Raw genomic sequence first — 24855 nt, forward strand, 5'->3', positions numbered from 1 at the left:
CGTCCGCCGCCAGTTCGTATTCGGTTTTGGCGCCGAGGCCGTCGATATGGGCAGTCAGGCGGTTGATGCGGTCGTATTCGAAAGCCTCACGGCTGCCGTCGGGATAGTCGGTGCGGATGTGGTTGCCGGCTGCGTCGTAATGATGGCGGGTGGTATGGCCGAGGGCGTCGGTAACGGTTTCGAGGTCGCCGTATTCGTTATAACTGAAACGGGTGGCTTGGCCGGAGCAGTCGATATAGCGGATCAATTGGCCGTCTGAACCGTATTCGAGCTGTTTGGTTTTGCCCAGTGCGTCGGTGATGGTGGCGGGCAGCCATTGTTCGTTGTAGGTGTACCCGGTGCTATGGCCGGCGGGGTCGGTGATTTGAATCAGGTTGCCGCGCCCGTCGTAGGCGTATTCGGTGATTCTGCCGGCGGGGTCATTGACGGCAACCGGCAGGTTTAAAGTGTCGTGGTAATCGATTTGGGTGCGGCTGCCGTCGGGGGTGGTGATGCTGATAAGGTTGCCGAAGGTGTCGTAGCCGAAACGGGTTTCGCGGCCGAGTTCGTCGCGCTGAAGGGTAACCCGCCCCCAGTCGTCGCGTTCCGTATCGGTACGATGGCCGTCGGCATCGATGTGGTAAATCTCTTCGTAGTTCTCGTCGAAGCCGTAAATCTCTTCCCGACCCAATGCGTCGGTAACGCGGGTGTAGCCGTCGCGGTAGTCGAACGTCCATGCTTCGCCGAGGTTGGTATGGCTTTTGAGCACCTTGCCGTCCATATCGTAACGGTCGTATTCGTAACGCGATACCAATCCGTCGGGCCGGTTGTGCTCGACCATGATGTGGTTGCGGTAGGCGAAACCGCGCAGACGTTTGCCGTCGCGGTCGTAAACGGCGGTTAAATCGCCGTAGCCGTCGTAGCCGTAGCGCACCAGTTCGCGGTTGTTGAAGGTAACGGAGGTAAGGCGGTTGACGTAAAGGTTGTCGTCTTTGCCGACAAATACGCCGTGTTCGGCGACGGCATCGAATACTCCGTCGCTGTCGTTTAGGCGGATGGAGGAGAAGTGTAATTGGAACTGCCTGTCGTTGCTGTCGTAGACGCTGTGCGGCAGTCCGTTGTCGCCGTAGCAAAGGCGGATGTGGTAATTATTGCGGTCGAGCTGGGCAATCAGTTGGTAAATGCCGTCGCCTTCGTCGACTTCGGCGAACCACAAACGGGCGCCGCCGTCGGGTGAGGCGATTTGGTAGAGGCCGTCTGAAACTTGCGAGAAATAGATTTGTTCTTCGTGGTCGAAATAAGCATCTTCCAAACCGTAAGGGTCTTCTTCCGCAGATTCGGCAACGGGGTCGGCTTCTTCTGTATCGAAGTCGTCTTCATCATCGGCGGCCGAAGACGGTTCGTCCGGTTCGTCATCAATATCCGGCAGCGGAATTTCCCGGCCTTGCTCGTCAATGTAGAGGAAACCGTCTTCCACCCGTTCCAGCCGCATCGAAAACGGCAGCGACCAGCCCTGCCCCAGCCAGCCGTTGCCGGGTTGGTCGGAGTAGTAACTGCGCTGCCAAATTAGGGGTAAAGGGGAATCGAACACAAAGTCGGTTTCTTCGGGAAGAACTTTAATACCCAATATGGCATTCACCGGGCGGCCGACTGCCCCGCCCTTACCGCCGCCTTTACACGGGCAACCTCCCGCCCCCGAGCCCCTTCCCCCGGCAGACCTGCCTTTACGTCCTCTGCCTTTTTTGCCTTTGCCTTGGGTAACCAGCCCACCGTCAAAACCCATTCCCCCGCCGCCGCTAAAACCGCTAACGGTCTTTTTAGTAGGCGGCTTCGGTCCCGGCACTCCCGGAATCATCGAGGCTAAAGAAATCACCGTAGAAGCCGCATCAACGGCTGCGGATACGGCGGAATCGGGGGAAGCAACCGATAAAGCGGTGGAAGCGACATCGGCTACCATCTCGATTACATCGACGGGGCCGGCGGCATTCGTGAGCGGTTCGGGCGGATTGGCGGAGCCTTGGGACACCATGGCCGGCGCGGAAGGCTGGGGAATGAGGATGCCTATGGTGTTACCGAAAGATGCCATGAGATTACTCCGTCAAAATTCATTGTTTGTTTTAAAAATAAAAATCTATAGAATGTCTGCCAGTTTTTGCATTAAATTCTAAATGGCTTCCAAACATTTGAAAATACCATCCATGCAAACACCATAATCAACAGCAAGTTGAAAATAATGGTATTAGACACTTCATTAATACAAATTGTTCCTTAAAATTTAATTTAGATACATAAAAATTATTTAGCCGCCTGAGGCAAAATAGTGCTAATATTCTTAGGGAATTATTCAAAATAAAACTAAAAATTCCGGGGAAATAATCGTCGTTTCATTGATATTGGGATACGATTAAATGCTACAAAGAGAACTCTATTTTTTTGGGAAGCTAAACCAATCTCGCGATTTTATTGTTTCCGACAATCTTCAAGCCGACGATAAACATTTTTGGGACGGCTGGTTTGGCCGTTGCACCAGCCAAGACAGATTAATCCCATTTACCAGAAAAACATTTACCACGCCGAAAACTTGGCTGTTTTGCATTAAATTGCTCAACAATATTGCTTATACCGGCATCACAGCCCTCAGTGCCGACCAAACCGGCCGGCAATATCCTTTCTTATTATTTTGCAAATCCGATTCTCATTCCGATTTACTAAACCCTATTAACTTTATTGCAGAAAAAACGGATTTTTTCCAAAACACGTTAAATAGCGGCAAATGCACCATTCAAGACTGCTTTAGTGCCGATGCTGATAATACACCCATCCAGCTTTCTGAACCTTTCCGGCACTATTTATCTAACTCAACCAATACCGGCAGTTTTTGGCAGGAAAGCGAGAGCGGCCGCCATATAGCACACGAAGGCGAACCTTCGTGCACTCTGTTTAATAAATTATTTGGATCGTAAACTGATGAAAACATTTTCTCGATGGGACGAACCTATTTCCGCCGATGCTCCCGAGGGGGTAAATATCGAATACGACAGCCGCTTTCTAGAACTGCAAAGCGCGTCGGAAGGCAAGCCCGAACAGCAATACGGCGACACCATCATTCCGGCGGAAGAGCCGGATTGGGCAACCGTAGAGAAATTATGCAATCAATTGCTGGCCGAGTCTAAAGATTTGCGCGTATTGGCTTATTACACCCAAGCACTTACTGCCAAACACGGCCTTACCGGCTTCTGCGCCGGCTGCGAAGCCATCAAAGCCAATCTTGATTTATATTGGGATTCGCTTTTCCCTAAACTCGAAGATGAAGACGGCGAATACGACCCTTTTTACCGTATCAATGCACTTAGTGCATTTACGACGCTCGACGGCATTGTCAAAGAAATTTTTCCGTCCAAGCTATTGGTGAACGGGCTAACCCAGCAACCCGTTACCGTAAAAGAAGCCGTTTCTGTTTTACAAGGCAACGATACGCAAAGCTATCCGGGCGGGAAAGACCGCCTCATGCTCGACATCAGAGTCAGTGCCGACACCGGTAAGCCTGAATTGGTTGCATTGAGTCAAGCTCTAGGCCATCTGAAAGAAATTCAAACTATTTTCTCAAACAAACTCCAAGATGAGCACTCACTCGATTTCGGAGTAATTGAAAAACCGCTTTCCCTAATTAATAAAGCTGTTGACTACAACGACGGCAGCACACCCCAACCACAACAAGCAGAACAAGCAATAGATGCAGCAGAAACCTCTACTGCTCCCGATACTCAGGAGCAGGCAGTTTTTCAAGATGCCGACGCATGGCGTCGTCTAAACATCAAAAACCGTGCCGATGTCGATTTGGCCTTGGAAAAAATCTGCGTCTATTTTGAAACCCTTGAGCCCAGCCACCCTGCCCCGCTGTTTATCCGCAGGGTGCAACGCCTCATGAATATGGACTTCTACGACATCATGAAAGATATTAGTCCAGAAAGCATTGCCAATTTGGAAGTTTTAATTGGCAAACCGGAAGAAGAAGCAGGAACTTCCGGCGAGTGAAACAGTCTATGCTTAAATAAGCTAAAGTTTGTTGAGATAAAATAACTTTAATCATTTTAAAGGTTACAAATTATGTCACGAAACAAATCATCCGGTCAGAAGTTTATTGCCCGTAACCGGGCTCCCCGCGTACAGATTGAGTACGATGTGGAACTATACGGTTCCGAGAAAAAAATCGAACTCCCGTTTGTAATGGGCGTAATGGCCGATCTGGTCGGCAAGCCCGTCGAGCCCCTGCCCGATTTAGCCGAACGTAAATTTTTAGAAATTGACGTAGATAATTTTGACGAGCGCATGAAGGCCCTCAAACCACGGGTGGCTTTCAACGTGAAAAACACGCTTACCGGCGAAGGCAGTCTGAACGTAGAGCTTGAATTTGAAAGCATGGATGATTTCTCACCTGCTTCAGTTGCGAAAAAAGTAGAACCGCTCAACGAGCTATTGCAAGCCCGCACCGAGCTTTCCAACTTACTGTCATACATGGACGGCAAGAGCGGTGCCGAGGAGTTAATCGGAAAAGTCTTGGGTGACAGCGAGCTGCTGAAAAGCCTTGCAGCCGCACCTAAAATAACACCCAAAGACCAGCAGTAATTTCGGATGAAAACCAATAAAGCGAGAGTGAATCATGGCTGAAAAGCAATTAGATATCCAAGGGGGCAGCGGCGCGCAAACTACGTTTGCAGCGAGGGAATTTGAACAACTGCTGCAAAAAGAATTCAAACCCAAAACCGAAGAAGCCAAAAGTGCCGTAACCAGTGCGGTAGCAACATTGGCTCAACAAGCGTTGCAAAATGTCGTTACGATTTCAGACGACACTTATCAAACCATTGAGGCAATCATCGCTGAACTCGACAGAAAGCTTTCCGAACAAATCAACTTGATCATGCACCATGAAGATTTCCAAAAACTAGAAGGTGAATGGCGTGGTTTGCATCATTTGGTCACCAATACCGAAACCGACACCCTGCTGAAAATCAAAGTATTGCCGATTTCCAAAAAAGAAGTCGCCCGCAACCTGAAGCGTTTCAAAGGCACGGCTTGGGATCAAAGCCCGTTGTTTAAACGCATCTATGAAGAAGAATACGGCCAGTTCGGCGGCGAACCTTTCGGCTGCTTGGTCGGAGATTATTATTTCGACCATTCCGCTCCCGATGTAGAAATGCTCAACAGCCTCGAAAAAATTGCCGCGGCCGCACACTGTCCGTTTATCGCCGGCGCATCGCCTAAACTGATGCAGATGGAATCTTGGCAAGAGCTGGCCAATCCGCGTGATTTGAGCAAAATTTTCCAAAATGCTGAGTACGCACCATGGCGCAGCCTGCGTGATTCCGAAGACTCACGCTACATCGGCCTGGCATTGCCGCGCTTCCTGTCCCGCCTGCCCTACGGTGCCAATACTAACCCCGTAGATGAATTCGATTTCGAAGAAGAAACTGAAGGCGCGGATCATAACAAATATACTTGGGCCAACGCAGCCTATGCAATGGCTGTAAACATTAACCGCTCGTTCAAATACTACGGCTGGTGTACTTCCATCCGCGGCGTAGAATCTGGCGGTATTGTAGAAAACCTGCCCTGTCACACTTTCCCGACGGACGACGGCGGAGTGGACATGAAATGCCCCACCGAAATCGCCATCAGTGACCGCCGCGAGGCCGAACTGGCGGCACTGGGCTTCATGCCGCTGATCCACCGCAAAAATACCGATTTGGCAGCGTTTATTGGCGCACAATCCCTGCACAAACCTGCCGAATATTACGATCCCGATGCTACGGCCAATGCCCGCTTGGCAGCCCGCCTGCCCTATTTGTTTGCATGCTGTCGCTTCGCACACTATCTGAAATGCATCGTGCGCGACAAAGTGGGTTCGTTCCGTGAACGTGAAGATATGGAGCGCTGGCTGAACGAGTGGATCATGAATTATGTAGACGGTGATCCGATCAACTCTACCCAAGAAACGAAAGCCCGCAAACCGCTGGCAGCTGCTGAAGTGGTTGTGGAAGAAGTGGAAGACAACCCCGGTTACTACACTTCCAAATTCTTCCTGCGCCCGCACTACCAGCTTGAAGGCCTTACCGTTTCATTGCGCTTAGTTTCCAAACTGCCTTCGGCTAAACAGGAATAGTCGGGTTTGGTTTATTTAGTCGGGCATACGTTAGTGCCCTGTTGCCTGATGGCTTAAATTTCTCAACAAGGAGTGTTAAACATGGCTATTGATATGTTCATGAAAGTTGAAGGTGTAAACGGCGAATCAAAAGATGCCAATCACAAAGACTGGACTAACATCGAAAGTTTCGACTGGGGTGCAGAGCAACCTGGTTCGATGACCAGCGGCGGCGGCGGCGGTGCCGGCAAAGTAAATTTTAACGACTTGACCGTCGTTGCTGCTATTGATAAAGCTGCTCCGACCATTCTGAAAAACTGTGCTACCGGCCAACACTTGAGCAAAGTAGAAATTTCCGTGTGCAAAGCTGGTGGCGAGCAGATTGAATATTCGCGTACCACCTTAGAAGACGTTTTGGTAACCGGTGTGAAATTCATCGGCGTACAAGGTAATGATGCGCTGAAAATGCGTTACTCATTCCAAGCTGCCAAAGTGAAAAACCAATATTGGGAACAAACCGATAAAGGTTCTAAAGGCGCCGAAGTTCAAATGGCCTTCAACATTAAAGAAAACAAATCTGCATAACCGTTATGCATGTTTAGTTGAAGAAGCCTGGCTTAAAAGGCGTTTTAAGTCAGGCTTTACATATATACAGGTTTTCAGACGGCCTCTGCTGTTTCGAAAACTGATTGGGTCTTTCGTTCTTACTACACTTTATACAAAAATAAACAAGGAGTTGCTGAAATGGATTTGAAAACTAAATTATCAAACATGATTGAACAGGTACGTTCAAATCCCGACAATCAGGAACACCGATTGGCATTGATTCAATATCTCTGCCTGTGCGCAAAATGGGATCAGGCGCTGAAACAGATCGGGCAATACCAAAAGCTCTTCCCTAATATCCAAAAGCCCTTGATGCTCTATCTTATCGAAAATATCGAAGCCGAAATGCGGCGCGAAGCCGTTTTAACAGCGAAGCAAAAACCAAAAACGCTGGAACAGCACGCCAGCAAGCTCGATATTCTGCAAAAACAATTGTCTTTAGTGGCTGATGTCGCCGAGCAAAAAAGCGCAGCACTCGCCGACGGATACGCCGCCTTGTCAGACAACATCGACGAAACACCGGTAAACATCACCTATCTTCTGGCAGACAAGTCGGTTGCCGACGCATCCGGCAGCTGGATTATGGACGGCGATGTCCGTACCGCTTTTGTTTACGAATACTTCTACCGCGGGCACTACTATTGGCAGCCTTGGAGTTCGATTGAAAGCATCTCTTTCAAAGCTCCCAGCTCTCTGTTGGATGTGGTTTGGAGGCCGTCTGAAATCACATTTAGCCACGGCGAGTGCATCCAGTGCACCAGCCCCGCCCGCTATGCCGTTTTGCCCGACACAGAAGCTGAATGGTCGGATATGCTGCTGCAATGCGCACAAACCGACTGGATTGAAGCAGCAGATCAGCTCTTCACCGGTCTCGGCCAGAAAATGCTGTACACCGACAACAACGATTTCGGCCTGTTGGATATCAAAACCATCAAGTTTGAGCAAAACCACTGAACATACCCATCCATTAGCCACGGCAATCAATCATGTCGCAATTCAGAAACCAATTGCTGCCTTCTTTGTTCGACAGACTGACCGATGAAGAGCCGCGTAAAAAGAAAGAAGCACGACCCGATCAAGCCATCAATCTCGAGCAATATCGGAAAGCCGTGCTGCGCGATATTCTTTACCTGCTGAACACCTGCAATCTGCAAGCCGAAACCATGGAAAAAAACTTGCCGGAAAATGTACGGTCTTCCACGCTCAACTACGGCATTCCGCCTCTTTCCGGCGTTAATTTTTCCGATATAGAATGGCAGGATATAGAACAGCACATCAGGCAAGCCATCATTGATTTCGAGCCGCGGCTTGACAACAAATCCCTTCAGGTTGCCGTAAATACTGAAGATGACGACGACGATGCATTACACAATAAACTGATTATCGAAATAAAAGGCCATCTGAAACTCAACCCTTATCCTAAAGAATTCCTGCTGCGAACCAGCATGGACATTGAAACAGGGCTGTTTAATTTACTAGAAGGGGGAATCGGCCGTGAATAACAAATTGCTGTCTTACTACAATAAAGAGCTGGCCTTCCTGAAAGAAATGGGCAGGGAGTTTGCGCTCAAATATCCCAAAATAGCCTCCAGATTGGCGTTGGATACATCCGACATTCCCGATCCTTATGTCGAACGGCTGCTGGAAGGCGTGAGCTTTCTCACCGCCCGCACCCAGCTTAAACTCGATGCGGAATATCCCCGTTTCGTGCAAAGAATTCTGGAAGTTGTTTATCCCGACTTTATCAGCCAAAAACCGGCCGCGGCCATTGTCAATTTAGAACCTGCCGGCCAATACAACGCCGATGTTATCAACCTTTTGGAACGCGGCAGGGTTTTACGGTCGCTGCCGATTAACGAATTCAAAGTCAGCTGCCCGTTTTCGGTAACCAAAACCACCGAAATTCTGCCGCTGCGTATCGAAAAAGCGAAATATATCGATTCACTCGGCTATTTGCCGGGCACGCTTCCCATACTTAAACAAACTTCCGCCAAGAAAGTGCAATCTGCACTGCGCTTGGATTTTTCACTCAGCGTGCCCGGAGCCTGTTCGGAAATGTTGCCCGAAAAACTGCCTTTGTTTTTAGGTTCGGAGCTTTCCAAATCATCTTCCCTGCTGTTTCTGCTGGCTTCCGAGTGTGCCGGCGTTGTCTGTCACAGCTATGAAAATCCGAAACAATGGCATTACACATTGAAGTCGAAACCGGAGCACACCGGATTCAACGAAGATGAAGCCTTGTCTTTCAATCTGGATAAATCAGTCAGCGCATTCAGAATGCTTCAGGAATACACGCGACTGCCGGAAAAATTCCTGTTTATTGCTCAAAAAGACATCAAACAGGCTGTCCGTCAGGCCGAAAAAGAAGGCCATCTGCCCAAAGTGCCGGAGCAGTTGGAAGAAATTGTGAGTGATAAGGGCATCAACAAAAAAATCATCACTTACCGCAAACGTTATTTCAGCCTCTCATTTTTGTTCAGTTACAAAATACCCGAACTGGCAGAGCTGGTCGGCGCGGAAGATTTTTCAGTAAACGCCGTGCCGGTGGTTAACTTATTCAGAAAAAAAAGCGCGCGCTTCCCCGTCAACATTCAAAATCGGGAACATCATGTCGTTATTGACCGTACCCAGCCGCTGAATTACGAAGTCCACTCTATCGAGCAAGTCAAAGGCTTCGATACCAACAACCGCCAAACCGTGGTTTTTTCGCCGATGTATAAAGCGCCGGATATGGGCCTGTTTCCCGAAGCGCAAACACACCATGCTTATTTTTCGGCACGCCGGGCAGACAGGGTGCCGTCTGAAAAAACGGTTAAAAACGGTTTCCGCTCTTCTTACTTAGGCAGCGAAGTGTTTTTATCGCTGGCCGACAATAAAGATTATGCTTTCAATTCGGGCATCCAACACCTTTCCGTCGACGCTTGGTGCACCAGCAGGGATTTGCCGCTGATGATACCGCGCGACGGCGAGTCGGATTTCCTGATCGAAGGTTTTCTGCCGGTAAGCTCGATTAAACTGATTTCCAAGCTGACGCGGCCTCAAGCTGCGCCGAGCGAAGACAGAACGCTTTGGCCGCTTTTAAACCAATTGAGCTTGAACTACCTGTCGCTGCTGAACACCGACCAAGAAGATATCCCCGTTACCTTGAAAGAATTATTGATGGTGTTTGTTTCTTCCGAAAACGATTTGCTGAAGAAACAGATTGAGTCTATCACGCGGGTAGATACCACCATCGTGAATAAAGTGGTTCGCCATCACGGTACCGCTGCTCCCGTGCGCGGCATCAAAATCATCGTTACACTCGACGACGCACAATTGGGCGGCATCCATCCCTTCCTGTTCGGTTCGGTTTTAAACCATTATTTCCGGCGTTTGGTTTCGATTAACTCATTCATACAACTGCAAATCGACACGCTCCAGCAAGGGCATGTGGCCACTTGGCCGACAGCGGTTGGAGAAAGGGTGATTATATGAGTCCGGTTAACGTGCAAACGGATTTCGGCGACCCGCTGGACGATGCTTGGGATGAAAAACTCACCGGCTTTCTAAACAAAGTCGCCTCCCAGCCGTATAAATATGATTACTTCTCACTCTTGCGCCAGCTTGAATCGGTTAAGTTTGTTACCGGCGGCAAAATGTTGGGCAAAGCCGTCAGCCCGAAAATAGAAAAAATCAGGGTAAGCCAAGAACCTTCGCTTATTTTTTCGCCTCGCAACATCCAATCGGTAACGCTGTCGCCCCATTATGCGGAAATTTCCATCAACGGATTCGGCTTGTTCGGCCCTTCCGGCCCCCTGCCCCTGCATTTGACCGAATATGCTTACGAACGCCAACACCAGCACGGCGACCGCACATGGACGGGCTTTGCCAATATGCTGCAACACCGTTTGGCCGTATTGTTTTATCGGGCATGGGCCAACGCGCAGAGCATTACTTCTTTAGACAAAAACGCTGAAGACCGCTTCGGCGGCTACATCGCCAGCTTCAACGGCCTGAATACCCCGCCCATACATAGCGGAACGCTGATTCACGAATTTGCCAAACGTTATTTTGCCGGCTTGCTGATGAAGCAAAGCCGCTCTGCCGCCAACCTGCAACACTTGCTCAACCGCTACTTCCAAGTGCCGATTGCCATTCAAACCAATGTCGGCTGCTGGATTGAAGTTGCCGAAGAAAAAACGCAGATTGGCACAGAAAGCGGCTATACGCTTGGAGAAGGATTGCTGTTGGGCGACAAACTTTATAACGTTCAAAGCAAATTCCGCATCATTGTCGGCCCGCTTACCCTGCCGGCTTATCAGTCGTTTTTTAAAGACGGCTCTAACACCGCCCGCCTGCGGGAATGGGTGCGTTTGTTTGCCGCCGATGAATATGAGTGGGACGTACAGCCCGTTTTGATGCAAAAAGAAGTTCCCCCGATGGATTTGGGCGGAGAAACCCGGCTCGGCTTATCGACTTGGCTGGGCAATGTTTCCCGCGATGCTGAAGATTTAATTGTCAGCAGCCATTAAACAAACGGCTTTTTCAGACGGCCTTATCCTGATAAAAGCCTGTTTCAAACCATTTTTAGACATGTTGGATTATTTAAGGAAATCTTATGTCAGACATCAGCCGCAGCGTATTATTCGGTAAGTTGAACACTACCTTATACAAAACACTGGAAAATGCCTACACATTCTGCCGCCTTCGGGAAAACAGCTACGTCGAGCTGGTGCACTGGCTGCATGCTCTGCTGCAAACGGAAAAAACCGACATTTTCTGCCTGATCAACCGTTTCAATTTAGACGAAGCGAAAGTACGCAAAGACGTATTGGCCGCCGTTGAAAAACTGCCTACCGGCGCCACCGCCGTTATCGACTTTTCCGAGCATATCCAAACCCTTGTGGAACAGTCATGGACATACAGCTCGCTGAAATTCGGCACCGATAAAATCCGTACGGCGCATATTTTCTACACCATGCTGCAAACCAAAACTTTGCAGGGCATCTTGGCCAACATTTCGTCCGAGTTCCTCAAAATCAAACCCGAAACACTGGCCGACGACATTATCGCTATCACAGCCAATTCAGAAGAAAATCTGGATGCCGCCCAAAACGCCTTGTCTGCCGGCACCACAGCCACCCATAAAGAGAGCGCATTAGCCAAATACGGCAGCAACCTTACCGAAAAAGCCAAAAACGGCGAAATAGACCCGCTCACAGGCCGCGATGCTGAAATCAGGCAGATTATCGACATCCTGATGCGCCGCCGCCAAAACAACCCGATTCTCACTGGAGAAGCCGGTGTCGGCAAAACTGCCGTGGTCGAAGCGTTGGCCTTGCGCTTGGCCGCCGGCGACGTGCCGCCCGGATTGAAAGACGTGCAACTAATCCTGCTGGATATCGGCCTGCTCAAAGCAGGTGCCAGCGTCAGCGGCGAATTTGAATCACGGCTCAGAGCAGTCATGGATGAAGTCGAATCCAGCCCCACGCCGATTGTGCTGTTTATTGACGAAATCCACACCTTAATCGGTGCGGGCGGTGCAGCCGGCACGGGCGATGCCGCCAACCTGCTCAAACCCGCTTTGGCCCGCGGCAAACTGCGTACCATCGGCGCGACAACATGGGCGGAATACAAAAAATACTTTGAAAAAGACCCCGCATTAACCCGCCGTTTCCAAGTCGTACAAGTAGACGAACCCAGCGAAGATAAAGCCGTCAACATGCTTAGAGCGCTGAATCCGTCGCTGGAAAAACACCACAATGTGATTATTCTCGACGAAGCGATTCAGGCGGCCGTGAAACTCTCCCACCGCTATATTCCCGCACGCCAACTGCCCGATAAAGCCGTCGGCCTGATCGATACCGCCTGCGCGCGCGTTGCCGTCAGCCAGCACGCCGTACCGGGCAGCATCGAGTATCTGCAAAAAAAATCGGAAGCATTGAAGCTCGAACAAGCCAATCTGGAACGCGAGAAAAAACTCAGTTTCGATTCCGAAGAGCGGATAGCGAATATCAAAAAAGAACTGGCCGAAGTTGAAGGCCGTCTGAAAGAATTGGAAGAAAGATGGCAAACAGAAACCGGCTTGGTCGCCGAGCTGTTGGTCGTGCGCGAACAAATCATGCAGGCAGTGCAAGAAACCGCCGATGATGAAAGCAAACAGTTGTACGCACGCCAAAAAGAGCTGGTCGACAAACTGAAAGAACTGCAAGGCATCCAACCGTTGGTGATGCCGTTGGTCGACAGCCGCACGATTGCCGATGTAGTGGCCGACTGGACAGGCATTCCCGTCGGCAAAATGATGAAAGACGAAGTCGAAGCCGTATTGCAACTTGCCGACACTTTAAACAAACGCATCATCGGCCAACGCCACGGCTTGGATGCGATTGCCCGCCGTGTTCAAACGTCGCGCGCCAATCTTGACAACCCCAACAAACCCATCGGCGTTTTCATGCTGGCCGGCCCTTCCGGTGTGGGTAAAACCGAAACTGCGCTGGCTCTGGCCGACACCTTGTACGGCGGCGAGCAAAACGTGATTACCATCAACATGAGCGAATATCAGGAAGCCCACACCGTATCCACCCTGAAGGGTGCGCCGCCGGGATATGTCGGTTATGGCGAAGGCGGCGTGCTGACCGAAGCCGTGCGCCGCAAACCGTATAGCGTCATCCTGCTCGACGAAGTGGAAAAAGCCCATCCCGACGTGCATGAAATCTTCTTCCAAGTATTCGACAAAGGCTGGATGGAAGACGGCGAAGGCCGCTACATCGACTTCAAAAACACCATTATTATCCTTACCACCAACGTCGGCACGGATTTGATTATGGATATGTGCGACGACCCTGAAATGCTGCCGACCCCGGAAGGCTTGGCCAAAGCCTTGCGTACGCCTATGCTGAAAGTGTTCCCTGCCGCCTTATTGGGCCGCATGCAGGTTGTTCCCTACTATCCGTTATCGGACGATATGCTTGAGAAAATCGTCGAGTTACAATTAGGCCGTATCGTGAAGCGGATTAAAGACAACCACAACATCGATCTGACTTACGCTCCCGAAGTGCTGAAACTGATTACCTCGCGCTGTACCGAAGTCGAATCAGGCGGCCGTATGATCGATGCGATCCTAACCAATACAGTTCTGCCGCAAATCAGCCGCGAGCTGCTCACTTGCACCACGCAAGGCAAGCAGGTTTCAGAGGTCAATATCGGCGTAACCGACCACGATTTCAATTATCAGTATAAATTCAAGGAAAAAGATAATTTTTAAGTAAAATGAAAAACTAAAATTTATTTAGTCTTTCTAACGTTTAACGTTTACAATTTGCATAATGTAAACACAGGTTATCAAACAAAATAGTACTAATTTATTTCTTAATACATTATGAAATAAGTTACCAATTACAATTAGGCTGTCAATATGCATAAAAAGTTAATGAAATACACTCTACTCTTGGCAATGCCTTTAGTATTGAACGCATGTGCTTCCAATCATAAACCGCCGAAAGAATCCGATGAAAGCGGAGAAAAGATTGACGTCCAAATTATTGTATCGCCCGATGTGAATCCGGACTTGGTCGGCCGTCCATCCCCCATCCGCTTGGATTTATATCAACTGGCTTCTGATGGCGAGTTCAAAAAAGCAAACTATTTTGAGCTTACCAATAACGCCAAAGAAAATTTGGGCGACAAATTAATCCAGCAAAATCAATTTATGCTGCACCCCGATACCGTAACGATCTTGCCGGTTAAAATTGACTCCCACCTGAAATATTTAGGTGTTGTCGCCAGCTATCGGGATTTGGACAATAGCCAATGGCAATTGGTATTGCTGAAACAGAAAAAAAGGTGGTATCAGTTTGGCAAACATTACTTCTATTTGAATCTTGGCAAAAACAAATTAAGCCAACTATCAAAAGCAGAAATGAGAAACTTACTGCAAGAATACAAAGAACGCCATCCGAATAATAAACGGATCAAAGAAAGCGGCAAAGTTCACAAGCATGATAGCGACCTTAGCAAAGGCGTCTTCCGCGAAGAAAAATAATAATTTTTAATAATGTGATTTAGGTTGAAAACATGGCGATAGAAGCAAAAGTAGTCTGGTCGGAGGGAATTTTTATTGCTCCCCAACACTTCCAGCAATTTGAACGCTACATTGAATCCGGTTTACGGCAGCTGGCTGTTTCCCGGGAAGGCTATTTTTGGGGATTCTCCTCATTGGCTTTAGATTCAGACGGCCTCAAACGCGGAGTAGTAGGCATTCGAGAAGCAGAGGGTGTTTTTCCAGATGGATCAGTATTTTTATTTTCTGCAAAACAGCTGGAAAATCTAAGTTTGAAGGTTCCTGCAAATATTAAAGACACCAAAATTTGTCTAGCTGTTACCCTTCCCTCTTCAGTAAATAATGAAATATGTTTTCCTGATCAGGATTCTACAGCGTCTCATCGCTATAAAGCTTTTGATAAAACACTTGCCGATACCACCAATATCGAACAAGACCCTCGTCAATTAACACTGGCAGAGTTGAACCCCATGTTGGTTTTGGAAAGTGATGTAACCAGCGGACAAACAGCCCTACCTATTGCCTTGATCCGTTCCAGCTCGGCAGACTTCGAAGTTATTTTAGACGAATCATATATTCCCCCATGCCTGGGCAGCCAAAAACAACAGCATTTAAAGGCTTATATTTCAGAGATATATGGTCTGCTAATGCAAAAAAGCAATAGCCTGGCTAATGCCGTAAATGATCCTAATACCGGAGGTTCTGTTGAGGTTGTGGATTTTATGATGCTGCAAACCATCAACAGATATTTGGCATATTTACACCATGAACACGAAGGTGCCCGCCAAACCCATCCCGAACAGTTATTCGTCAATTTATCGAAACTATGCGCTGATTTGATGACTTTTTTACCGGCGCGAAAAGTAGGCGAACTGCCTGTCTATCAACATAATGATTTGGCATCATGCTTTGGTAAGTTGTTTTTCAACCTACGCAAATCACTTTCTATTGTGCTTGAACAGCGTGCAATCCGAATCCCTCTCGACTTACGTGACGAAGCAACCCATGTTGCGCAAACACCTGATCAAAGCCTGTTGGACAAAGCATCATTCATTTTGGCCATCAAAGCCGATATGCCGAATGAAGCCTTACGCCAAAAAATCCCCAGCGTAGTGAAAATCGGCACGGTTGAAAAAGTAAAAGAATTGGTGGCATACCACCTGCCCGGTATCAGAGTGCATGCCTTATCCGTTGCACCGAGAGAGCTTCCGTACCACAGCGGTTACGTTTATTTCGAGTTAGATAAGAAAAACGAATTATGGGATATGTTTGATACCTCTTCGGGAATGGCATTCCATTTGGCAGGGAATTTCCCGAACTTAGATGTTGAATTTTGGGCGATTAAATCTTTGAGCTAATTAATTTGATTTGGAACTGTATATGAATAACCAGAATCATGCTGCTTATGAAAGTGTAAACACTTACAATCCTTTAATTGAAGCGGCGAAGCCTGTTTTCATTTTGGTCAATGCTATGCGGCAAACAACCAGCCAATTGTCTACCGACAGCCTGATCAACAAGTTTTCTGTGTTGATTAACCGCTTTGAGGAAGATGCCGAAAAAAACGGTGCCAAATATGATGCGATACAAGCAGCAAAATACTGTTTGTGTACCTTTGTGGACGAATTGGCCGTCCGTGCAGGATGGGCGGATGAAACCTGGTCTAAAAACAGCCTATTAGTGTCTTTTTATGACGAGACATGGGGTGGGGAACGCTTTTTTGAAATCATTCAAAACTTAAAGCAAGATCCCGATAAAAATATTGATTTACTTGAGTTTATGTATTTATGCCTGCAATTTGGCTATAAAGGCAAATATCAGGTTTTGAACAGTGGCGAACTCGAAATCGACAAAATCAAAAGAGATTTACTCGCCCTGATTCACAGCAAACGACCTGATCAAACAGTAAATCTTTTCAAACATGATCCGGTTGTTACGAATACCATACAAAGAAAACAGAGGCTTACTATTCCTCTATGGGTAGTTGGCGTATTGGGCGCAGTCGTATTGGGAATCGGCTATTTTGCAATGCAATGGTCGTTAGGAGATGATTTCGATACCGCCAGCACCAAAGTCAACAGCCTCAAACTACCTGCTGTAACACTCAAGCAACAGGAAACAAAAGCAACCATCCGCCTACGTCCCCTGTTGGAAAATGAAATTGCCAGAAAATTGGTATCGGTTGCCGACTCTCAAGATAGAAGTACAGTAACCATTTTAGGCGATGGCTTATTTGAATCCGGCTCTGCACAGATTCAAGACCAATACTACCCCGTTTTAGCTACAGTCGGTCAGGCTCTGGATAGTGTAGAAGGGCAAATCGTTGTAACCGGCTACACCGATGATAAGCCTATCCAAAGTTTGAATTTCCCATCCAACTGGCATCTCTCACAAGGCCGTGCTGATGCGGTAAAAGACATTCTCTTAACTTACGTTAAAAACGGCGGAACACGTATCCGTTCAGAAGGACGAGGTTCGACCAATCCTGTTGTACCGAATGATACTGTGGAAAACAGAGCCAAAAACCGACGGGTTGAAATTACCCTATTCACGACCGGCAGCGGCCCCAAATTGGGCAGTGCAGTAGAAGTACAAACTGACACTCCGGCTGTTCAACAAAGCAGTGGTGTAAGTACAGGTCAATAATCTGAAATTGGATTGATACGGAAAAACAAACATGAAAAAAATTCTTTATTTTCTAGGTTCCCGTTCTTTATGGGTAATGTTGGGTATCGCCGGTCTGATTATCTTAGTTTGGTTTATCGGCCCGCTGATTTCCATAGGTGAAATCCGTCCTTTAGCGAGCAGAGTCGTCCGCTTAGCCGTGTGTGCTGCCATTGTCGGTATTTGGTTGGCGAAAGCCGTATTCCGCCAATATCGCGAGTCGCGCCGTAATGCGGCTTTATTGAAAGAAATCAAAGCTGCGCAAGAACCCATTTTGAAAAGTGCAAGCGATATCAGTTCTATGAGCCGCCAATTTGCCGAAATGGACAAAGTGCTGAAAAATGCTAAGTTTTCCAAATCCAAAAACAGCTTGTTGGCGAGATTGGAAGAAGGCCAATACCTTTACCAAATGCCGTGGTATGTTGTATTGGGTGCGGCAGGCTCCGGCAAAACAACCGCTTTAAAACGTTCTGGGCTTAATTTCCCATTGGAAAGCACTTTGGGAACGTCTGTGAGCGGCCTGGCAGGCACACGTGATTGTGATTGGTTTTTATCTGATGAAATCGTATTGCTCGACACAGCGGGCAGACTGTCGCTGCACGACAGCCACAGCAATAAAGACTCAGGAGATTGGGAAGAATTTGTATCGCTGCTAAAACGTTACCGCCCCAAACAACCTATTAACGGTGTATTGGTTACCGTAGGCGTTGACGACTTATTGGGCGGCAAAACCAATATAGCGGAAATATCAGCGGAACTCCGCAAAAGAATCCATGAAATGCATACAAAATTGGGCATCCATTTCCCTGTTTATCTGATGATAACCAAATTGGATTTGCTGCACGGATTCGATCAATTTTTTGCTCAACTTACTGAAGAGCAACGCAATCAATACTTAGGTATTTCCCTTTCCGATACAGAAGGTATGGAAACACCGATTGCCACTGCTTCTAATGCCTTAACCCAAATTGTGGATAAACTGCGTTCTTCTATGCTGGGCACTATTCACCAACTGGAATCTTCCGAAGACAAAGCCGCTGCTTTTGCCTTCCCTGAAGAATTTGAGCGCCTGAATCAAGCAGTATTATCTCTCTTTAAAGAGCTGTCTAAATCTTCCAAGTTTGAACAACCTATTTCATGGAGAGGTGTTTACTTTTCAAGCGGCACCCAAACCGGGCAACATATCAACCCTATACTTGAAGGTTTACAAAGCGATTTCCAATTATCAAGAAAATATTTGGATTCAGAGCGTACTGCACCTCAAAACGCCAATCACAGCTTTTTCCTAAACAGGTTGTTCTCCGATGTGATTTTGAGCGAAGCGAATCTGGCCGGAGAAAACAAATCTTGGTTTGTTAAAAACCAAATGTTGTATTGGCTCGGCGTCGGCACTATTGCGGCCATCGTCATCGGTTGCTTGACTATGATGTTGAACAGCTATTCCAACAACCGTTCGTATTTGGAACAAGTCGGCAACAAAGCAACCAAGCTCGGTCAAGATGCCAAAACATATACAGATACTCCTGATTTACTTAAGGCAGTTACATTTGCAGAGCACGTTAGAGACACCACAAAAAGCGGTGATATTCCTGATCTTTCGTCACCTCCTCTCGGATATCGGATGGGTCTTTATCAAGGTGGCCAAATGGAAGAAGTGGGAGAATCTGCCTACCGCAGAATTCTTCAAGATAACGTAATGCCTCTCATCAGCTATAAACTGGACGAACTTCTGCGTACAACCAGCGGTTCAGACGGCATCAATGGCTATAACGCTTTAAAAGCCTATCTGATGATGTTCAACAAAGAACATTTCGATGCAGCTTTCATGCAGAATTGGTTGATGTCTAATCTCTCGAAAGCAGAATCTTCTGGTATGAGCGAACAACAGAAAAAATCTGTTGAGAAGGCTTTAAATCAAATTCTTGCCAAGCAAAGCATTACACCCAGCGTACCCTATGATGAAGCATTGGTAGAGCGCCGCCGGCAGGAAATTGCCCAAAGAGATATTGCAAGCATGGTTTTGGAAGACACCGTAAATACGGTTATCCGTTCAGGTAAAGAAGGCATTACACCTGTTTCCTTTTCCAGTATGGGCGGGGTACAAAGCCATCTCTTGTTCCGCCGCAAAACCGGAGGAGCTTTAAAAGAGCCGATTAACTTTATCTATACCAAAGAAGCATACATCACTAAAGTGTTGCCTGCTATGGTCAAATCAGCAGAACAGTTTTTTAACGAAGACAACTGGGTGTTAGGTAACTATGCCTCTTTGGGACAGAGCAAAGCTACGGTTCTTTCTGATGCCCAAAGGCTCTATTTCAACAACTACATTAAAGCATGGAACAACTATTTAGCAGACTTATCATTAGTCACGCCCAAATCATCACGGGAAAGTATTCAGATTGCCAAACTGCTTTCTGAAAAAAACTCTCCTTTGGCCAATATCATTAAAGGAATCAGTGACAATACAACTTTAACCATCGACAATCGGATAACCGAAAAAGCCGGGAATAAAATTGTCGATTGGTTGAACAAAGCCGGCCTCTCCAAGCTGTTAGGTTCGGAAGGCCAAGCCGGCGTTAAAAACGAACTGGCCGCTTTGAAACAAGCCACACCCGTTGATGATGCTTTTGCAGACTTCCATATACTGACTGAATCTGCAAACGACCAACCTCCGGCCATCAACGGCATTACCGAAGCCATTAACGATTTATACGTTTATTTGGTCGCTGTTAATGTTGCAGTAGAAAAAGGGGTTGATCTTCCCCCCGACGATTCTTTTGTCAAATATAAAGCCGAAGTAAACAGACTGCCCTCCCCCTTCCGCCAAATGTTAGACAGTTTTTCTGAAATCATTCTGAAAAATACCGATAAGATCGTCGATGAAAAACTCATGTCTACTTTAGATAAGCAATTGGCAACTCTAACCAACAGTTGCCAAGACACTCGCCAACAGGGTTACCCGTTTGACAGAGGTTCGGAAAATAACGTTGCTTTGGAAAGCTTCTCCAGTATATTCGGTCCTAACGGCATTTACAGCAAATTTACCAATTTATCAGGTGAGGCTGCCGTATTGGCCAGATCAGAAAAGCTGGAAACGTTAACAGCCAAAAACAGCGCATTTAAAGACCGCTTCTCCAAGTTAGACGAAATAGCAGCAATCCGACAAGGCTACTTTGATAAAGGCTCAGAAACACCTACCTTTGATTTTTCAGTTAAAGTTTTGATTCTTGATACTAGTCTGGAGAGTGTTAATATCTCTTATGATGGGAAAAGCTACGTATACAGCCACGGACCTGTAAATCCGGCAACCTTTACTTGGCCTTCTAAAAATGAAAATGCGTTGGCGAAAATAGATATTTCTTCTCCTCAAATCAATAGTGCAGGCATTAGTGCGACGGGTCCTTGGTCAATCTTCCGACTCATTGAAAAAGGCAAAATTGTGCGTCAAACGGGAAATACCACCGTGGTTGAATACAATATCCAAGGTAAAAATATTGTGGTTGAGTTTACTACTTCTACTGCTTCCAACCCCTTTAATTTAAATAAATTAAGGAATTTTCAGTGTGTTTAAGCGTCTAATTCTTATTTAATTAATTACCGTGCGAAAATAACAACTTTCCTATAAATTTCCGCCTTCAGCCAGTGCTGCTTATCAAAATTAAGCGGAGCGTTGTTATAAGGAATACCCAAAATGAACAGAACAATCGTTGCCCATACACCTTTGGGACCAGAACTATTATTTAAAAAGATGATTGGCACAGAATCTGTTTCAAATCTTTTTGAATTTAATATCACATTTGTTTCTAAAGATTCCAATTTACAAGGCAAAGATATCATTGGTCAGCCCGTAACATTGGAAATCGATACCGAAGCAGGTGCTCCGCGTTATCTGAACGGCTTGGTTACCGATTTCGGTTACATCGGCGAAGATGAAGACGAAGAGGGCTACCATGCTTATGCTTGCACCGCCCGCCCGTTTATGTGGTATCTCACTCAAAATGTAGACAGCAGAGTATTTGTTGATAAATCGGTATTGGATATCGCCAATGAAGTTTTATCGCCGTTCGGATTCCCGTATCAAGTGAAATGCCAAAAAGGATACCGGACGAGAGGCTTCTGCGTTCAATATCAAGAAACCAGTTTCGATTTCTTAAACCGCTTGTTTGAGCAAGAAGGTATTTACTATTATTTCACCCACAGCAACGGTTCGCACGAGCTGGTGATCGCAGACGATGTCGGCATTTTGCAGGCGATTCCTTCTTCCAACATTCCTTATCATTCCCGCCAAACCGCTCCGGGCGCGCCCAGCACCGCCTATATCGACATATGGGAAGAGCGGGACTCGTTGAAATCCAGCCAGTTCGTTACACAAGAATACAATTATAAAAACGCCAAAGTGCCGATGAAGTCTTCGGATTCCGTCCACGATTTCAGCTCGGTTGCTATGGAACATTATGATTTCTATACCGGCTTCAGCGATGTTTCCGAAGCGCAGAACTACAGCCAAGTGCGCAGTGAAGATTTGAAAAGCCAAACCAAAGTCATTACCGGATCCGGTACGGCGTTGACGATTGCTCCGGGCTATACGTTTACTTTAAGCAGGCACCCGCATTCGTCATCCAATACCGAATATACGATTTTGAAGGCAAACTACGATTTTGAAGAAGCCGGCTATACCACCGGAGACCGCATCGGCAAATTCCGAATCTCGTTCCGCGTATTGCCGAAGTCGTACCAATACCGCCCGCCGCTTAAAACGCCCAAACCGAAAGTGCTCGGTACGCAAGCCGCAACGGTAACCGGCCCGGCCGGGGAAGAGGTTTATACCAACGAATACGGCGATATTAAAGTTCAGTTCCATTGGGACCGTTACGGCAAAATGGATGAAAGCAGCTCCAACTGGGTGCGCGTAACCCAAGGTTCGGCCGGTGCGGGATACGGCTCCATCAATACGCCGCGTATCGGCGAAGAAGTATTGGTCGACTTCATTAACGGCGATGCCGACCGGCCGATTGTATTGGGCCGTCTGTATAACAGCGCGATGTCGCCGCCGTGGGGCTTTCCTGCCGCCGCCAAGCAATCCGGTATCAAGAGTAAGAGTTTCAACTCGCCGCTTTCCAATTTTAACGAATTGATGTTCAACGATACCGCCGGCTCTGAAATGGTGAATTTTCAGGCGCAGAAGGATTTGACATCGCTGGTTAAAAACAACGAAACCCGTAACGTCAATAATGACCGCACCACCACCATCGGCAACAATGAAACAGTAACGGTTGTAGGCGACAGAGCAAAAACCGTTCAGAAAAACGAAACGGCTTCGATTACCCAAAACCGTACCAAATCGGTCGGCCAGAATGAAACGTCGAGCATTACCCAAAACCAAAGCACCAGCGTCGGTGAAAACCAAAGCATCAGCGTCGGCCAAAACCAAAGCACCAGCGTGGGCAAAGACCAAAGCATCGACGTGGCGATGAACCGTAGCCGTTCGGTCGGTCAAAACGAGAATGTCAGCATCGGCCAAAGCCAGGCTTTGACGGTGGGGCAGGATCAAAACGTTACCGTCGGCCAAAACCAAGCGTTTACCGTCGGAGCCAACCGCAATAAAACCGTTGTTTCAAACGAAGTCAGCAGCATCGGCGGCAACAAACAGGAAACGGTGAGCAAAAACGGTATGAACAACGTCGGCATCGGCCAGATGACCAATATCGGTGCGGGCTATATGCTGAACGTCGGCGGCGGTTGGATGACCAACGTCGGCGCGGCGGAAATGCACAGCGTCGGCCTGATCATGAGCATCAATGCCGGCATGAACATCGGCCTCAATGCCGGCCGCAACATTACTTTGTCCGCCAATTCCAAAATCACCCTGCAAGTCGGCAATTCCATGATTGTGATGGACAAAAACAAGATTGCGATTGTCAGCAAACAAATCAAAATCGTCGGCACCAAAGTGGTGGATATGGACGGTAAAAAAGTGGACATCAACTAGAGAAGAACCGCCATGTTTGAGCTGGAAAACTTTACCTGCTTTCACACGCAGCAGTTTAAAAACGTCGACCAACTGGATCGGACGTATGATGTTGTGGTGGCCAAAGTCAGCTATGAGTTTGAAATAGACCCGGCAACGGGAAAGACACAGCTTCAGTTTGCCCGCACGCAAACGCCGCTTACGTTTGCCGATACCTTTTACGGCGAACCGTCGCAAACCGCTACTGAGTTTGAAAGCGATTTTTGCCTTTATAAACCGAAAACGGATTTTGTGATCAACGCGGTAGCCTACGCGCCTGATGATCTGCCTGCCCGGCAATTTGCCGCCTCGGTCAGCATCGGCGATTACCGCAAAACCCTTGCCGTTACCGGTGAGCGCTATTGGGTACGCGAAGCCGTGGGCTGGTCTATCGGCGAACCCTCCCCTATCCTTTCCCTGCCCATCCGCTATGAATTTGCTTTCGGCGGCAGCGAAGTCGAAGACGACCACACAGGCTATCAGGAAAACGCTATCGGCATCGGCTATTATCCGAAATCTTTCCTGCAAAAAAACAGCTTCAAGCGAATGCTGCCTGCCCATCAGATTTACGATCCGGCCAAACCCGTGCGCGATCCTGCCGAAAAAGCCGCCCCCGAAGGCTTCGGTTTCATGCCGCGCTACTTCGCCCAACGCGCCAAATATACAGGCACCGCCGACACCCATTGGATTGAAAACCGCGCCCCGCTGCTGCCGGAAGATTTTTCTATGGCATATTGGAACGGCGCGCATCCGTCGCTGCAACTGCCCCATCTGAAACCCAATCATATTTATGAGCTCGGTTTCACCGGCATGGTGCATTCCTTCCAAGCGCCCAACCAGCACTTTACCGTCGAACTGCCGGTAGAAACCGTGTTCGTCCATGCCTATACCGCAGCCAATCAGTCATTGTGCAAAGATATGGTGCTGGATACGGTGTTTGTAGATGTAGAAAAACGGCGGATCGACTGCAACTACCGAACCTCTTTTGCGGAAGAGCTGGAAATCGCTTCGTGCCAACTCAGGTTTATCGCGCGGCACGAACGGGGAGACCAAATCGCCGCCGCCCAAGCCTGCCGTGATTCGCAAACTGAATTTATCCCGATCCCGCCATCACTAACGGCACACGCATAAACCGATTGATTTCCGACCGCAAACCGCTTTAAGCAGATTACCGAAACAGGAGCATATTCATGGCCATCAACAAAATCGCCCGTAAGAGCAGCAAGTTCCGCGTGGTGTTTATGGTGCCCGACTTCTGTTGGCCGCCCCCGCCCGCTCCGCCGCAAGTGCCGCCGATTCCCTTCCCGCTGTTCGCCGATTTGGGCGGCGCTAAAAACGTTACCAAAGACGTTAAAATCAACCGCAAACCCGCCTTCGTCTTCAAAGCCAGTAAAACCAACCGCACCTACGGCGACGAAATCGCCC

General features: G+C 47.9%; 18 protein-coding genes. 17 read left to right on the top strand and 1 reads right to left on the bottom strand.

Annotated features, from left to right (window positions below):
• A partial coding sequence (locus AKG09_RS12255) for a DUF6531 domain-containing protein (protein WP_231623935.1) occupies positions 1-2065 on the bottom strand: 2065 nt, incomplete at its 3' end.
• Positions 2066-2387: 322 nt separating this feature from the next.
• On the opposite strand from AKG09_RS12255, the gene tagF reads away from it, so the two are divergent.
• From tagF to AKG09_RS11075, 17 genes are all read left to right on the top strand, one after another.
• Positions 2388-2942, top strand: coding sequence for a type VI secretion system-associated protein TagF (gene tagF / locus AKG09_RS10995; protein WP_054619491.1), 555 nt, complete (start codon positions 2388-2390; stop codon positions 2940-2942).
• A gap of 4 nt (positions 2943-2946) precedes the next feature.
• Positions 2947-4014: a type VI secretion system protein TssA gene (gene tssA, locus AKG09_RS11000; RefSeq protein ID WP_054619504.1), complete on the top strand. Its 1068-nt coding sequence runs from the start codon at positions 2947-2949 to the stop codon at positions 4012-4014.
• A gap of 72 nt (positions 4015-4086) precedes the next feature.
• Positions 4087-4605, top strand: coding sequence for a type VI secretion system contractile sheath small subunit (tssB, locus tag AKG09_RS11005; RefSeq protein WP_054619492.1), 519 nt, complete (start codon positions 4087-4089; stop codon positions 4603-4605).
• A gap of 34 nt (positions 4606-4639) precedes the next feature.
• Positions 4640-6139, top strand: a complete 1500-nt coding sequence (tssC, locus tag AKG09_RS11010) for a type VI secretion system contractile sheath large subunit (protein WP_082392019.1) — start codon at positions 4640-4642, stop codon at positions 6137-6139.
• An 81-nt stretch (positions 6140-6220) separates the two neighbouring features.
• Complete coding sequence (locus AKG09_RS11015; RefSeq protein WP_009115598.1) at positions 6221-6703, top strand: type VI secretion system tube protein Hcp; 483 nt, start codon at positions 6221-6223, stop codon at positions 6701-6703.
• 159 nt (positions 6704-6862) lie between these two features.
• Positions 6863-7678, top strand: a complete 816-nt coding sequence (locus tag AKG09_RS11020; protein WP_054619493.1) for a type VI secretion system accessory protein TagJ — start codon at positions 6863-6865, stop codon at positions 7676-7678.
• A 32-nt stretch (positions 7679-7710) separates the two neighbouring features.
• On the top strand, positions 7711-8226 hold the full coding sequence (tssE, locus tag AKG09_RS11025; RefSeq protein WP_054619494.1) for a type VI secretion system baseplate subunit TssE: 516 nt from the start codon (positions 7711-7713) through the stop codon (positions 8224-8226).
• Positions 8219-10195, top strand: a complete 1977-nt coding sequence (locus tag AKG09_RS11030) for a type VI secretion system baseplate subunit TssF (RefSeq protein ID WP_054619495.1) — start codon at positions 8219-8221, stop codon at positions 10193-10195. The genes tssE and AKG09_RS11030 overlap by 8 nt, the downstream gene beginning before the upstream one ends.
• Positions 10192-11232 (top strand): type VI secretion system baseplate subunit TssG, encoded by a 1041-nt coding sequence (gene tssG, locus AKG09_RS11035; protein WP_054619496.1) that lies wholly within the window; start codon positions 10192-10194, stop codon positions 11230-11232. Before AKG09_RS11030 ends, tssG begins: the two co-directional genes overlap by 4 nt.
• Before the next feature lie 86 nt (positions 11233-11318).
• Positions 11319-13964 carry a type VI secretion system ATPase TssH gene (gene tssH / locus AKG09_RS11040; protein ID WP_054619497.1) on the top strand — a complete coding sequence of 882 codons (2646 nt, stop codon included), beginning with the start codon at positions 11319-11321 and terminating at the stop codon, positions 13962-13964.
• Positions 13965-14114: 150 nt separating this feature from the next.
• A complete protein-coding gene (tssJ, locus tag AKG09_RS11045; protein ID WP_054619498.1) occupies positions 14115-14741 on the top strand; it encodes a type VI secretion system lipoprotein TssJ in 627 nt (208 codons plus the stop codon).
• A gap of 32 nt (positions 14742-14773) precedes the next feature.
• Positions 14774-16117, top strand: a complete 1344-nt coding sequence (tssK, locus tag AKG09_RS11050; protein WP_054619499.1) for a type VI secretion system baseplate subunit TssK — start codon at positions 14774-14776, stop codon at positions 16115-16117.
• A gap of 22 nt (positions 16118-16139) precedes the next feature.
• Positions 16140-17405 carry a type VI secretion system protein TssL, long form gene (tssL, locus tag AKG09_RS11055; protein WP_054619500.1) on the top strand — a complete coding sequence of 422 codons (1266 nt, stop codon included), beginning with the start codon at positions 16140-16142 and terminating at the stop codon, positions 17403-17405.
• Positions 17406-17436: 31 nt separating this feature from the next.
• Complete coding sequence (gene tssM, locus AKG09_RS11060) at positions 17437-20994, top strand: type VI secretion system membrane subunit TssM (protein ID WP_054619501.1); 3558 nt, start codon at positions 17437-17439, stop codon at positions 20992-20994.
• A 120-nt stretch (positions 20995-21114) separates the two neighbouring features.
• Positions 21115-23412 (top strand): type VI secretion system Vgr family protein, encoded by a 2298-nt coding sequence (locus AKG09_RS11065; protein WP_054619502.1) that lies wholly within the window; start codon positions 21115-21117, stop codon positions 23410-23412.
• 12 nt (positions 23413-23424) lie between these two features.
• A complete protein-coding gene (locus AKG09_RS11070) occupies positions 23425-24561 on the top strand; it encodes a DUF2169 domain-containing protein (protein ID WP_054619503.1) in 1137 nt (378 codons plus the stop codon).
• A gap of 59 nt (positions 24562-24620) precedes the next feature.
• Positions 24621-24855 (top strand): PAAR-like domain-containing protein (locus AKG09_RS11075; protein WP_156320847.1); only part of this gene is annotated, 235 nt, incomplete at its 3' end.

The sequence above is a fragment of the Neisseria sp. 83E34 genome (genome assembly GCF_001308015.1).
GTDB lineage: Bacteria > Pseudomonadota > Gammaproteobacteria > Burkholderiales > Neisseriaceae > Neisseria.

Excerpts from the sequence above, each read along its gene's own strand:
- tagF (WP_054619491.1), top strand. The coding sequence starts at position 2,388 with ATGCTACAAAGAGAACTCTATTTTTTTGGGAAGCTAAACCAATCTCGC.
- tssA (WP_054619504.1), top strand. The coding sequence starts at position 2,947 with ATGAAAACATTTTCTCGATGGGACGAACCTATTTCCGCCGATGCTCCC.
- tssB (WP_054619492.1), top strand. The coding sequence starts at position 4,087 with ATGTCACGAAACAAATCATCCGGTCAGAAGTTTATTGCCCGTAACCGG.
- tssC (WP_082392019.1), top strand. The coding sequence starts at position 4,640 with ATGGCTGAAAAGCAATTAGATATCCAAGGGGGCAGCGGCGCGCAAACT.
- AKG09_RS11015 (WP_009115598.1), top strand. The coding sequence starts at position 6,221 with ATGGCTATTGATATGTTCATGAAAGTTGAAGGTGTAAACGGCGAATCA.
- AKG09_RS11020 (WP_054619493.1), top strand. The coding sequence starts at position 6,863 with ATGGATTTGAAAACTAAATTATCAAACATGATTGAACAGGTACGTTCA.
- tssE (WP_054619494.1), top strand. The coding sequence starts at position 7,711 with ATGTCGCAATTCAGAAACCAATTGCTGCCTTCTTTGTTCGACAGACTG.
- tssG (WP_054619496.1), top strand. The coding sequence starts at position 10,192 with ATGAGTCCGGTTAACGTGCAAACGGATTTCGGCGACCCGCTGGACGAT.
- tssH (WP_054619497.1), top strand. The coding sequence starts at position 11,319 with ATGTCAGACATCAGCCGCAGCGTATTATTCGGTAAGTTGAACACTACC.
- tssJ (WP_054619498.1), top strand. The coding sequence starts at position 14,115 with ATGCATAAAAAGTTAATGAAATACACTCTACTCTTGGCAATGCCTTTA.
- tssK (WP_054619499.1), top strand. The coding sequence starts at position 14,774 with ATGGCGATAGAAGCAAAAGTAGTCTGGTCGGAGGGAATTTTTATTGCT.
- tssL (WP_054619500.1), top strand. The coding sequence starts at position 16,140 with ATGAATAACCAGAATCATGCTGCTTATGAAAGTGTAAACACTTACAAT.
- tssM (WP_054619501.1), top strand. The coding sequence starts at position 17,437 with ATGAAAAAAATTCTTTATTTTCTAGGTTCCCGTTCTTTATGGGTAATG.
- AKG09_RS11065 (WP_054619502.1), top strand. The coding sequence starts at position 21,115 with ATGAACAGAACAATCGTTGCCCATACACCTTTGGGACCAGAACTATTA.
- AKG09_RS11070 (WP_054619503.1), top strand. The coding sequence starts at position 23,425 with ATGTTTGAGCTGGAAAACTTTACCTGCTTTCACACGCAGCAGTTTAAA.